Raw genomic sequence first — 13,966 nt, 5'->3', positions numbered from 1 at the left:
TGCTGTATTGCAGTGTAATACTGTAAATCACCTGATTTCAGGCAGCATTGCCTTAAAACTTTAACCCAACTTTAACCCTTTGCGTTAACAATACACCAAAAACAACAAACACCACACCCTGCGCAAAAATAAAATTTTGAATACCGCCGTTATCTTATTACTTTTACCAAAACAAACACCCTAAAACTTATGTCTCAGCCTGTATTATCATTACAAGATGTTACCATTTACCAGGACAGTAATGCCGTTTTATCTAATATTACCCTTGATGTTAATCATGGCGAATTTATTTACATCATTGGTAAAACAGGATCAGGTAAGAGTTCACTGATGAAAACCCTATATGCCGACCTTAAACTCAGGGAAGGTGAAGGCACATTTGTTGACTATGACCTTAAGACTTTAAGGGAGAGAGATATACCTTACCTGAGAAGAAAAATAGGAATTGTTTTTCAGGACTTTAAACTGCTGCCGGACAGAAGTGTATACGACAACCTTTTGTTTGTACTTAAAGCTACAGGCTGGAGCGAAAACAGGGAGATGGATGTTAAGATCAAGGAGGTACTTGATAAAGTAGGCCTTAAAAATGCCGCCAATAAAATGCCGCACCAGGTATCAGGCGGAGAACAGCAAAGGATTGCCGTTGCACGTGCCCTGCTTAACGATCCTGAGGTTATTCTTGCCGATGAACCTACCGGTAATCTTGATCCGCAAACCAGTGTAGAAGTTATGCAGCTGCTGCGTGAAATAAACCAAAACGGGAAAACAATAATAATGGCAACACACGATTATGCCCTGTTAATGAAATTCCCCAGCAAAACATTAAAATGCGAAAACGGTACCTTATTTGAAGTTGTTCAAAGAACGGTCTAGATATCATTAAAAGAGCTGCCAAATGGCAGCTCTTTTAATTTAAACCCGGTTGCTATTCATCATTCATAGCTTCCCTCAGTCTTTTCTTTTGGTTTCTCAACAGGTCTTTCATATCCCTTACAGCATCGCGGGCAACCTTGTCAATCTTTCTGAATTTCTTAGAAAAATAGTCCATTTTGCCTTTTTCTTCTTCGCTAAGCTTTTGCTCAATTTTTTCCCTGAAAGTGGCAAATTCTTCGTTTACATTTTCAAGGTTTTCGTAAGCTGCTTTTAACTCATCGTGCAGCTCTTCAATATCCTTTACCCCTTCACGGCAGTAAGCCGTATTCTTTTTATTGAACTCCTTACGCAGTTTTTTTTCCTGTTTGTCAAATAATCCCATCGTGTGTGTTTTTGGTTGTGCAAATCTTGCCACATTAAGCGTAATGCGCATTACTTTACTATTACCATTACATTATATTACTTCAGCCGGCAAACAAAAACTATGGCATTATTTTGTAACTTGGTACTTACTAAAAATTCAACCATGCCAACAAATAAACCCTTACGCAGGGCAGCCATCGTGGGGTACAACCGTATTCCCTTTGCCCGAAACAATACCGCTTATACTACCGCCAATAACCGCGATATGATGACTGCAGCCCTTAACGGACTCATAGACCGCTATAACCTCCAGGGAAAAGAACTGGGGGAAGTGGCAGGCGGAGCTGTTATAAAACACAGCTGGGAGATAAACCTTATGCGCGAATGCGTACTCCAAACATCCCTCGACCCTAAAACCCCGGCTTGCGATATCCAGCAGGCGTGTAATACAGGAATAGAATCGGCTGTTTATATTGCCAACAAGATTGCCTTGGGCCAGATAGACTGCGGTATTGCAGGCGGTGTAGACTCTACAAGTAATGTTCCGCTAGAGTTTAATGAGCATATCAGGAAGATATTGTTATCTGTTCGCCGAAGCAAAGGCACTTTTGATAAGATAAAACAACTGGCAAAGATCAGGTTCAGTGACTTTGCTCCTGTTGCTCCTGAAAACCTTGAACCGGGAACAGGATTATCTATGGGCGGACATACCGAATATACTGCCAAATATTATAAGATATCACGCGAAGAACAGGACAACTATGCACTGCACAGCCACCAGAAAATGGCTGCCGCAACCGACAGGGGATTCTTTAACGATATGCTGTCGCCTTACCTTGGTCTGGAACAGGATAACAACATGAGGCGTGATACTTCTATAGAAAAGCTTGCTAAGCTTAAACCCGCTTTTGATAAGGAAAATGGCTCGCTTACAGCCGGAAACTCCTCTCCCCTTACCGATGGCGCTTCGTGCCTGCTGATTGCCAGCGAAGAATGGGCGTTGCAAAACAACCTGCCCATACTTGCCTATATATCGCATGCAGAAATGGGTGCTATTGAATATGTAAAAAACAAACAAAACCTGTTGCTTGCCCCTGTTTATGCGGCTCCTAAAATGCTGGAGAAAGCCGGGCTTACACTTCAGGATTTTGACTTTTATGAAATACACGAGGCTTTTGCAGCACAGGTACTGGCTATATTAAAAATATGGGAAAGCCCTGAACTGTCTAAAGAATTTGGCGTTGAAGCTTTAGGAAAAATTGACCCTGCCAAACTTAATGTAAACGGCTCCAGCCTGGCCACAGGTCATCCATTTGCCGCTACCGGCGGACGTGTGCTCGCCACTATGGCAAAGCTCCTCCACGAAAAAGGTAGCGGACGCGGCTTCGTATCGGTATGTGCTGCCGGAGGGCAAGGCATGACCGTCATCTTAGAAAAATAAAGGAAGAGGGCTGTCTCAAAAGTAATTTTATAGCCATTTTGTCATTTCGATCGCAGCGAAGCGGAGTAGAGAAATCTCTAAAAATAAATCAGTTGATATTTTTTGACTACACTTCGTTTCGTTCAAAATGACGCTTTCACAACAGCCTCTTTCTCTTTTACGGCAATACAAAAAAAATATCGCATAAAGAATTACTTTTGCGGCATGACTACGATTATTGACCACCATCACTTTATTATATTCAAGCCTTTTGGTTACCTAAGCCAGTTTACCTACAACCTTAAACGCAACAAAAAGCTTTTGGGAGAACTGCATGACTTTCCCGAAGGTACAATGGCTATAGGCCGTCTTGACGAAGATTCTGAAGGTTTGCTGCTACTCACTACCGATGGCATGATGAGTGAGATCGTGCGCAGTAAAAAAGTTGAAAAAGAATATTACGCACAGGTCGATGGCCTTATCACACAGGAAGCCGTAGATAAGCTTAAAGAAGGTGTAGAAATAGGCTTTAAAGGCACTAAATACATTACCCGAAAATGCGAAGCTTATATCGTAACTGATAAACCTGATTTCCCCGAGCGCGGACGTAAAATTCGTGACGAGCGCCACGGTCCTACCGCATGGGTTTCCATTACCGTTACTGAAGGTAAATTCAGGCAGGTGCGCAAGATGACGGCTGCTGTTGGGTTTCCTACCCTGCGCCTTGTTAGGGTACGTGTAGGTGATGTATTACTCGGTAATTTACAGCCGGGAGAAGTTCAACAAGTAGAAGGATTTGACGTGTAATACAACTCGAAAATTAGCATAACTTTAATCAAATCTAATTTTTTAAAGGGTAGTTTTAATCAAAATTACCGCCATGAAAAACCTTTACGCAATAGTACTTATTGTCACTTCTTTCTGGGCAGCGTCTGCACAGGATGAAATAGATACCGACAGGCCTGACCAAACGGAAACACCTTCCATCGTTCCGGCAAAACGTTTCCAGATGGAGAATGGTTTTGTACACCAGCAGAATGCAAAGAGCGAGAGCGAACTGGCCCTGCCTACTTCACTATGGAAATTTGGCGTAAGCAAAAATGTTGAACTGCGTGTTGATACCGATCTTATCTATAACAAATCGCACGACAGTACATCTACCGGGCTAAGCCCCATTACCGCTGGCATTAAAGTAAAACTATGGGAAGAGAAAGGCTTTATACCAATGACGTCGCTTATAACTCAGGTATTGTTACCAAAGGTGGCATCAGGCCAGCTTCAGGTGAAATACCTCGCTCCCGAATTAAGGCTATTGTTCCAGAATTCTATTACCGATGATATTGACCTGGGTTATAATGTAGGCATGAAATGGGATGGAGAATCTACCGATCCTACATATGAATATACCTTATCCCCAAATATAAGTATTACCGATAAGCTTAAAGCCTATATTGAAATATATGGTTTTATGCCCCAGCAAAAACATCCTGAAGAATGGTTTGACGGCGGTTTAATGTTTTTAATAACCAAAAATGTACAGGTAGATATTTCGGCAGGTTACGAGATAAGCGCACTGCATAAACACCACCAGTACTTTGAAAGCATAGGGTTTTCCTTCAGGATCTAAACCTCTTTTTTATCAGACAGAAGCTCATATATTTTTTGCTGTGCCCGTTTATGATCTTCGGTTTCTAACTGTATCTCTATAAGTTTTAGCATTTCGCTTTTTATCGTCTCATCATAAATAGGGAAACACACCTCTACCCTGCGGTAAATATTACGGTTCATCCAGTCGGCAGACCCTAAGTAAACTTCTTTGATTCCTATATTATGGAAAACAAAGATTCGTCCGTGCTCCAGGTAACGGTCAATAATACGCTTTACGGTTACATTTTCGCTCAAGCCTGCTATACCGGGTATCAAGCAGCAAATGCCACGCACTATAAGATCAATCTTTACCCCCGCCGCTGAAGCTTCATACAATTTATCGATAAGTACTTTCTCTTCGAGGTTATTGAGTTTGATAATTATCTGTGCAGGCAGTCCTTTGGCAGCATTAGCTATTTCCCTGTCTATAAGCGCAAGAAAACCATCCCGCAGGTTAAATTGTGCCACAAGAAGGTGTTTGTAGTCATATTTATCTTCGTCATCAGGCTTTTTCATCAGGCTAAGAAACTTGAACACCTGTTTGAGTTCTGTCATTATGCCTTCGTGGGCAGTAAGCAGTATATGGTCGGTGTAAAAACGTGCTGTAGTTTCGTTTAGATTTCCCGTTGCCAGCAGTCCCAAAGCCTTAACGTTATAGCCTTTCCTAAACTTAACCAATGCAATCTTGGCATGTATCTTAAGCGAGGGCACACTATGGATTATTGTAACCCCTGCATCGCTTAGCTTTTTAGACCATCGTATGTTGTTAGACTCATCAAAACGGGCTTTAAGCTCAACTATTACCGTCACTTTCTTGCCGTTTCGGGCTGCGCTGATAAGAGCATTTGCTATTCGGGAGTCCTGCGCCATCCTGTAAACGGTAACGTACACCTCTTCAGCTTCAGGATGGATCGCAGCTTCATTAAAAAAGCGAAGCACCGTATCATACGATTCATAAGGCGTATGTATCATTATATCCTGTTGCTGTACATGATCCAGCAGCGACTTGCCCTGGAATGTAAAAGGTATAGCAGGCCATTTTTTATATTCAAGGCTGTCTTTATGTACAGGGATTTCGGCAAGGTCTTTAAGATTATGATAGGAGCCGCCCATAATAACATTTGCTCCCTTTAGCTTTAATATACCGATAAGTACATCAAGGTATTCGGCAGGCATCTTGTCATCATACAAAAAGCGGGTAGCAATACCAAAATCGCGCTTAGCGATCTTCTTTTCCATCTGGGCAGCCAGTCCTTCTTCATAATCGTCATCAAACTCAATGGCAGCGTCTCTGGTTATCTTGAAGCTATATGCTCCATTTATGGTATATCCCATAAAAACGGCATCGAGATGCTCCTTGATAATATCGTCTATAAAAAGAATGTACTGTTTAGCATCAATTTTTGTACTGAAGAACCTTGGCATCTCCTCTGAAGGTATATTTACGATATGCAGGTATTCATGACCATTATCATCAGAAAGTGACACTAGGAAGTAAAGTTTGTTATTCTCGGTAAAAAAGTCGGTATCCTCATTAAGCCCCATGCATTTAACATAGGTAAGGATTCGGGTAAAGAAGTAATTCTCTGCTTCAGCGCTAACCTCATCGGGAATTGGCCTGTCATAAACAAGCTCTATATTTTCGGACGCAAGTCCCGGCAATATCTCCCCTTTAAAAATATCACCGAATATCTGCTGCTGCTTAAACACAGTACTGCTTATCTGGTGCAATATTCTTTTGTATCCGCTCTTGTGCCTTTCTTCTTTTTTACCGGTAAGCTTCTTTAAGGCCATAAGCGCAGGAACGCGAACACGGTAAAACTCATCCAGGTTAGATGAATATATGGAAAGAAACTTTATCTTTTCTAGAAGAGGAACGCCTTTATCGGCAGCTTCTAAAAGTACTCGCTCATTAAAGCTGAGCCAGCTTATATCCCGGTCGTTATAATGGACAGTTGCAGGTAGTATAGAGGTATTGTGTTGAGACATAATTATAAATAAGCATAAAATTACAAACTTATACGCTACACCCGGTTAACTTTTTGTTACGGATGCTGGTAATTTATAAGGTAGGAATATACGCCTAATAGTATTGTAAGTAATTTTTTAGCAAAACTTTAATTACCTCCCACCTCAAATATGTCTATTTTTAGCCTACAAATGGATGCAAAGCTTAAAAAATATTTACGCAAAGGATTAAAAATTTTCCTTTGGACAATAGGATCGATCGTGGGATTGTTCCTGCTTGTCGTGCTATTACTGCAAATACCTTATTTTCAAAACATTGTTAAAGACAAGGCCGTAACTTATCTTGAAAAAAAGATAGGTACAGAAGTTAAAATTGGCAAAATAGAGATAGGGCTGCCTAAGAAAGTGATTCTTGAAAGGGTTTATTTTGAGAGCCAGCAGGGAGACACGCTGCTTGCAGGTGATAAACTTGCAGTTGATATCAGCCTTTTTAAGCTTCTAAGCAACGAGGTTGAGATTAATTCCATAGATCTTGAAGGCATTACAGCCAATGTAAAGCGTAATAAGGACTCCGTTTTTAACTTTGACTATATTATTGATGCCTTTGCTTCTAAAGAGCCAAAGAAGGATACTACGTCTGCCCCAATGAAAATTTCAATAAGGAAAGTAAATCTCGACCGCGTTAATGTAAAATTTGACGATAAAATCTCTAAAAACAGCCTCGCCGCAAACATCAAACATTTTGATACGCGCATTACTAAATTTGACCTAGATAAAATGGACTTTTCGATCCCTAAAGTAAATCTTGACGGACTAAAACTAACCCTTAAACAGGGAATGATCGCTGAAATAGCCCAAGGCACACAAAAAGCGGCCGAAGAAGCCTCTAAACAACCCGACCTTAAATTAAAGCTCGGCGAAATAAACCTTGCGAATATTGATATTGGGTATGACAACGAAGGCAGCCGACTCGACACGGGGCTTAAGCTGAAAAAGCTATTTGTAGAATTTAACGAAATTGATCTTAAGAAACAGCTTATAGACCTGAAAAATATTGAGATTGATAACCTGAAAGGCCAGCTTGCCTTTGGTAAGTTTGAAAAACAGGTTCAGGAAAATTTACCTGAAGAAAGCGAAGCTGTAGAAAAGGCACAATGGAAGTTTAAGCTTGGCAATGCCGATGTAAAAGATGTTGCTTTTAAATTTGACGATCAGAATTCCGCCCCTGTTACGAAGGGAATAGACTTTAAACACCTTGACATTAACGGATTTAACTTTGAAGCTAAAGATTTTGACTATTCTCCCAATGCTATAAAAGGAAAGATAAATAAACTGACAGTAAACGAAAAAAGCGGATTAGTTATAGACGACCTGCGCACCCACTTTTTCTACGGACCAAAAGGTGCAGAGCTAAAAGACCTGTATCTTGAAACACCGCAGACACTGGTTAAAAGAGAAATTATTGTAGGCTATCCCTCGCTTGACGCCGTAACTAAAGACATTGGCAGTCTTAGCGTTGACGCTACGCTCGACGGCAGCGAGATAGGGTTTAAAGATGTACTGCTTTTTGTACCAACACTTGCCGATACCGCTCCTTTTAAAGGAAATCCTAATGGCGTACTAAAGATAAACAGCCGTGTTCAGGGTAAAGTTAGCGACATTCGCATTGCTGAGCTTCAGGTTAGCGGTATTGGCGCTACCACCATAGATGCAAGCGGCAGCATTACAGGGCTGCCCGATGTTAAAACTGCTTATTTTGACCTTGACGTGAAGGCTTTCACTTCTACAGCAAAAGATATCAATACGTATACACCAAAAGGTACATTACCTGCTAACATAAAACTGCCGGGCAAACTTTCGGCGAAAGTCACATTCAAGGGAAAAATTGACAATTTTAATGCAAACGTTGACCTGAAAAGCAGCTTTGGTAATGCTAAGGTAAAAGCACAATTCGACCAGCGAAGAAAAGGCCGTGAAACTTATGATGCCACCGTTGACATAGATAATTTTGATGTAGGCACGCTTATAACAAATGACTCCATCGGAAGGATATCTGTAAAGGCTAAAGTAAAAGGCACAGGGCTTGACCCACAAACAGCCAACGCAAAAATTCTCGCAAAAGTTATCAAAGCAGAATACAATAGCTACACCTATCGCAACCTGAATGTTGATGGAAAGATAAATGGAGGTAAGTTTGAGGCCGTTGCCGATATGGCCGATCCTAACCTTGAATTTCAGTTGACTGCAAATGGCGGATTTAATGGCAAATATCCTAATGGGAAGATTAGGCTAAATGTAGATATCGCCGACCTTGACAAACTTAACCTGCACGCGGGACCACTAAAACTGCGCGGCAATGTAAACGCCGATATTACCGATGCTGATCCTGATAACCTTAACGGTACTGTAAGCCTTCACAGCTTTATGTTTGTTAACGACAAGGAAGAGTTTGCACTGGATTCCATAAATATAATTGCAATTACAAAGCCCGATACTACTTCTATAGAGATAAAATCGCCTATTGTAAAAGCGTATATGAAAGGTAAATATAAGCTTACACAAGTGGGGCCTGCCCTCTCTAATACCATCTCTAAATATTATGCCACAGCGCCTGCAACTACAAAAAAATCGAACCTGCCGCAGCAGTTTGACTTTGGCCTTGTAGTAGATAATGATCCTGTGCTGTATAAACTTGTTCCGCAGATAACACGTATAGAGCCTATAAAAATTGAAGGTAAGTACAACAGCGCTACCGACAGCATTTCTATCAACGGATCTATACCGAGGGTTGTTTATGGCAACTACACCATATCTGGTGCAAACCTTAAAGTACAGAACGAAGAAAAAGCGCTTGCCTACAACCTTGTTATAGATGAGGTACAGAGTGAATCGCTCCTATTGCCACATACTACCCTAACCGGAAATGTGCAGGATAATATTGTTACTTATAAACTGCAGATTCAGGATAAAAAAGAAGAAGAGCAGTATATGCTTGCCGGTCAGCTGGAAGCTAAAGACGGAAATACCGAACTGAAACTTGACCCTGATGGGCTAAAACTGAATTATGAGCCGTGGAATATTGCCGTAGATAACCTGCTCCGTTTTGGCAAAGACGGTATTTATGCCAATAATTTTGAAATGAGCAGTGAAGGTGGTTCGTTGAAACTACAGTCGGCTTCCGAAGCCTCAAATGCACCGCTTGATGTTGAACTGGACAACTTTAAGATTGAAACGATCACTAACATGATCCAAAAGGACGAACTTAAGATTGCAGGTATGATAAACGGTAAGGCAGAATTAAGGAACCTTACTACAAGTCCCGTATTTACATCTGACCTTGATATAACCAACCTTGCAGTTAGTAAAGACACTATAGGCGATATTAAGATTAAGGTAAACAACGAAATTGCGAACACCTACACCGCTGACGTTTCTATAACAGGAAACGGAAACCAGGCCGATATCAAGGGTAATTACAATGCCGAATCGCAGAGCTTTGACCTTAATCTTGACCTACAAAAATTAACTATTGCGAGCCTGCAGGCATTTAGCTTTGGTAATGTAAAAGATGGCGAAGGAGATTTATCGGGTAATTTTAAAGTAACGGGAACCGCGACAGCGCCTAATGTAAACGGTAACCTGAAGTTTAACGATGTTGCCTTGAGGGTAACACAGCTTAACTCCTATTTTAAAGGTATGAATGATAACATCACCTTTACAAATACCGGTATTAACTTCAACAACTTTGATATTCAGGACGAAAAAAATAACGAGCTTACTATTAACGGCGACATCAAAACAACCGATTACAGGGCATTTGGATTCAATCTTACGGTAAAGGCGGATAATTTTAGGGCGGTAAACTCTAAGGCAAAAGACAACGACCTCTATTATGGCGACCTGTTTATTGATACCAACCTAAACATTAAGGGCACGATGGACGCGCCTGTGGTTGACGGTAACCTTAAAATTAATGAAGACACTAAATTTACCGTCGTACTGCCACAGCAGGATCCGTCTATAGCCGACAGGGAAGGCATCGTTGAGTTTATTGACCAGGACAACATGGAAATAAAACAGCGCCTTAAAATGGAAGAGACGCTGAACAGCACAGCCGTAAAAGGCATAAAGGCATCGGTAGATATTGAGATCGTTAAAGAGGCGGAGCTTAACCTTGTTATTGATAAAGGAAACGGCGATTACCTTCAGCTTAAGGGAGAGGCACAGCTTACAGGAGGCATAGATGAATCAGGGAAAACAACGCTTACAGGACGATATGAGTTTAGCGAAGGGGCTTACCAGATGACCTTCAATTTCATTAAACGTAAGTTTGATATTGAAGAAGGCAGCTATATTCTATGGACAGGAGAACCTACAGATGCTACGGTAAATATTACAGCGGCATACAAAACAGAGGTACCTCCTATTGACCTTGTTGACCAACAGATGACCGCTTCTACAAACAGAAACACCTTTAAGCAAAAAATACCTATACATACGCTGCTTAAAATAAATGGCGAACTGCTTAAACCTGAATTGTCTTTTGATATTATTGTACCTGACGGAAACTATAATATCCCTACTGACGTGTTGAACTTAACCAAAACAAAACTGGATCAGATAAGGCAGGAACCATCTGAAATGAACAAACAGGTATTTGCTGTGTTACTATTAAACAGATTTATTGGCGAAAATCCATTCTCTAGCGAGGCGGGCGGAACAAGCGGAGAATCATTGGCAAGACAGAGTGTGAGTAAGATACTTTCGCAGCAGCTTAATAATCTGGCGGGCGACCTTATAAAAGGCGTTGAACTTAATTTTGACCTTGAATCTACAGATGATTACACCACAGGGCAGCAGCAAAACCGTACCGACCTTAATGTTGAAGTCTCTAAACGTTTATTGAACGACAGGCTTAAAGTAACTGTAGGAAGCAGCTTTGGGCTTGAAGGACAGCAGGCAAACGAGGAAACTAATAATATTGCGGGCGACCTTGCCGCAGATTACCAGCTTACGAAAGATGGCAGGTATCTTGTAAGGGCCTACCGTAAGAATGAGTACCAGGTTGCATTACAGGGCCAGGTAATTGAAACCGGTGTAGGTTTTGTTATAACGATGGACTATAACAAGTTCAGGGAATTGTTCCACAGGACGGAAGAAGAAAAACAGGCACAACGCCAGGAACGCGAACGCAAACAGCGCGAAAAGATAGAAAAACGAAAAAAACAAGCTGAAAAAGTTAAGGAGGATGCTGAGAAAAAAGCAGATGGAACAGAAAATCAGTCTGGAGATACAAAAGACGACCTGCCGCCAAACAGTACTAACGACAAGGACAAAAAGAATGAATAACAAGTACCTATATTATCTTATCCTGACGCTGCTGTTTGCTTATGGTTGCAGCAATACCAAATACCTGCCTGAGGGCGAAATGCTCTATGTGGGCGGCGAAGTAAAGGTAATTGATACCGTTATGAAGCGAAAAGACCGTAAAGCCATGGAAAAGGAGCTCGAAGGGCTGCTACGCCCTAAACCCAACCGCGCCATTTTAGGCCTTAAGCCAAAATTATACATTTACAATATAGCCGGAGAGCCTAAAAAAGAGAAAGGATTCCGTCATTGGCTGCGTACTAAAGTGGGCGAACCTCCTGTACTTTTCAGTCAGGTTGACCTTGACTACAATGCCGATGTATTACAAAACTATAGCGAGAATAAAGGCTATTTTAAAACCCGCACTGCAGCCGATTCTACCTCATCAAACAAAAGAGCGAAGGCAAAATATACCGTTACAACAGGACAGCGATATACTATTCGTGAAGTGCTTTTCCCGGGAGACTCAACAGCTACAGAACTTGACAGTACTGTTGCCAGCATTAAGCGGAGGAGCCGCCTTAAAAAAGGTCAGCCTTACGATCTGGCCGTAATAAAAGAAGAACGTGAACGCATAGACCAACGCCTTAAAAACAAAGGCTACTATTATTTTAACCCTGATTATATACTTGTACAGGTAGACAGCACCGTTGGTAACCATCAGGTGGACCTTATTGTAAAAGTAAAAGACGAGACGCCCCAAAAAGCTCGAAAAGTATATTCTATTGACGACATTTATGTTTACCCCAATTATTCGTTAGCTACCGCTAAAGATACCCTTATTACCGCTCAGGATTCCGTTATTAAATACAAAGACTTTGTTATTACAGATCCTCAACATACTTTCAGGCCTATAATATTTGACCGCACATTGTTTTTTCATAGGGGCGACAAATACAGCAGAAGGGATCATAACCTGTCTTTAAACAGGCTTGTAAACATGGGGACCTTTAAGTTTGTTAAGAATGAATTTCGCCTTTCTGATTCTTTGCCATCGGCACTGGATGTATATTATTACCTTACTCCCCTGCCCCGAAAATCGATAAGGGTTGAAATATTGGCTAAGACCAACTCTGCGAATTATAACGGTTCTGAAATTAATGTAAACTGGAGCAACCGTAATACCTTCAGGGCAGCAGAACTGCTTAATGTGAGTGTTTTTGGTGGTCTTGAAGTACAGGTATCAGGACAGAACAAAGGGTATAATGTGTATCGTGTGGGTACAGAAGTAAGCCTTACATGGCCCCGATTTATATCTCCGATACACATAGCTGATTCAAGTGCCTACATACCACGCACCCGGGCATTGGTAAGCTATGAATATCAGAATAGGTCTAAACTTTATTCCCTGAATTCCTTTAAAGCTAACTTTGGGTATTTATGGAAAGACAATCCCCGTGTTGAGCATCAGCTTATGGTTACCGACATCAATTTTGTAAGCCCTACAAACGTCACTGATATATACAGGGCACAAATTGAGGCTGATAAAAATGAAACAGGCGCACTTGTATCACCGCTTGAAAAAGTAATTGAGAAACAGTTGATCTTTGGCCCAACGTATTCGTACACGTATAATAATTCTACCCAAAAGCGTAAAAGAAATACATTTTACTATAAGGGATCTATAGACCTCGCAGGGACTATTGCCGGTATTGCCACAGGTGGAAACACTGACGACCCTACAAAATTGTTTGGCGTTCCGTTTAGCCAGTTCATTAAAACAGAGCACGATTTCAGGCATTATTTAAATATAACTGCAAATTCGCAACTTGCAAGCAGGATTATTGTGGGGGCCGGCCTTCCTTATGGCAATTCTAAGGAGCTTCCGTTTATCCGCCAGTTCTTTATAGGCGGTACTAATAGTATCAGGGCATTCAGGGCGCGTTCCATTGGTCCCGGAACTTACAGGAGAGAAGTTGATAACAGCTCGTTCCTGCCCGATGAATCCGGAGATATAAAACTGGAAATGAATACCGAATACAGGGCAAAATTATTTAGTGTAATACACGGTGCCTTGTTCATAGATGCCGGTAACATCTGGCTTTGGAATAAAAATGACAACAAACCGGGTGCACAATTCTCAAGCAAATTCATGGATGAAGTTGCTGTAGGTACAGGTGCAGGTTTAAGGGTAGACCTCTCTTTCCTTGTACTAAGACTTGACCTTGCATGGCCGTTAAGAAAACCGTATCTACCTGAAGGTGAACGCTGGGTTATTGACGATATAGATTTTGGGAGTAAATACTGGAGAAAAGAAAACCTTGTATTTAACCTGGCGATAGGTTATCCGTTCTAATTATCCAATCTGCTGTTACAAAATAGGATCTC

General features: G+C 41.3%; 8 protein-coding genes. 6 read left to right on the top strand and 2 right to left on the bottom strand.

What is annotated here, in order from left to right; all coding sequences use genetic code 11:
* The first annotated feature begins 189 nt into the window (after positions 1-189).
* On the top strand, positions 190-873 hold the full coding sequence (locus tag R1T16_RS07110; protein WP_317500407.1) for a cell division ATP-binding protein FtsE: 684 nt from the start codon (positions 190-192) through the stop codon (positions 871-873).
* A gap of 52 nt (positions 874-925) precedes the next feature.
* On the opposite strand, the gene R1T16_RS07105 is transcribed toward R1T16_RS07110, so the two are convergent.
* A complete protein-coding gene (locus R1T16_RS07105) occupies positions 926-1,306 on the bottom strand; it encodes a hypothetical protein (RefSeq protein ID WP_317500406.1) in 381 nt (126 codons plus the stop codon).
* 93 nt (positions 1,307-1,399) lie between these two features.
* Between R1T16_RS07105 and R1T16_RS07100 the strand changes: the two genes are divergently transcribed.
* The 3 genes from R1T16_RS07100 (at position 1,400) to R1T16_RS07090 (ending at position 4,283) form a co-directional block, all read left to right on the top strand.
* Entirely contained in the window at positions 1,400-2,677 is a 1,278-nt protein-coding gene (locus R1T16_RS07100) for an acetyl-CoA C-acetyltransferase (RefSeq protein WP_317500405.1), read from the top strand.
* 204 nt (positions 2,678-2,881) lie between these two features.
* Entirely contained in the window at positions 2,882-3,463 is a 582-nt protein-coding gene (locus tag R1T16_RS07095) for a pseudouridine synthase (RefSeq protein WP_317500404.1), read from the top strand.
* 73 nt (positions 3,464-3,536) lie between these two features.
* Positions 3,537-4,283: a transporter gene (locus tag R1T16_RS07090; RefSeq protein ID WP_317500403.1), complete on the top strand. Its 747-nt coding sequence runs from the start codon at positions 3,537-3,539 to the stop codon at positions 4,281-4,283.
* On the opposite strand, the gene ppk1 is transcribed toward R1T16_RS07090, so the two are convergent.
* Positions 4,280-6,292: a polyphosphate kinase 1 gene (gene ppk1, locus R1T16_RS07085; protein WP_317500402.1), complete on the bottom strand. Its 2,013-nt coding sequence runs from the start codon at positions 6,290-6,292 to the stop codon at positions 4,280-4,282. The two genes, R1T16_RS07090 and ppk1, sit on opposite strands and share 4 nt — an antisense overlap.
* Before the next feature lie 150 nt (positions 6,293-6,442).
* Here ppk1 and R1T16_RS07080 point away from each other — a divergent pair, with 150 nt between their 5' ends.
* Together R1T16_RS07080 and R1T16_RS07075 are read left to right on the top strand one after the other, a co-directional pair.
* Positions 6,443-11,620, top strand: coding sequence for a translocation/assembly module TamB domain-containing protein (locus tag R1T16_RS07080; RefSeq protein ID WP_317500401.1), 5,178 nt, complete (start codon positions 6,443-6,445; stop codon positions 11,618-11,620).
* Positions 11,613-13,934: a BamA/TamA family outer membrane protein gene (locus R1T16_RS07075; protein ID WP_317500400.1), complete on the top strand. Its 2,322-nt coding sequence runs from the start codon at positions 11,613-11,615 to the stop codon at positions 13,932-13,934. Before R1T16_RS07080 ends, R1T16_RS07075 begins: the two co-directional genes overlap by 8 nt.
* The last annotated feature ends 32 nt before the right edge of the window (positions 13,935-13,966 follow it).

This window comes from Flavobacterium sp. DG1-102-2, from assembly GCF_033042555.1.
Taxonomy (GTDB): Bacteria; Bacteroidota; Bacteroidia; order Flavobacteriales; family Flavobacteriaceae; genus Flavobacterium.
Note: the sequence above shows the minus strand (reverse complement) of the source record. Positions and strands in the feature narration are given on the sequence as shown.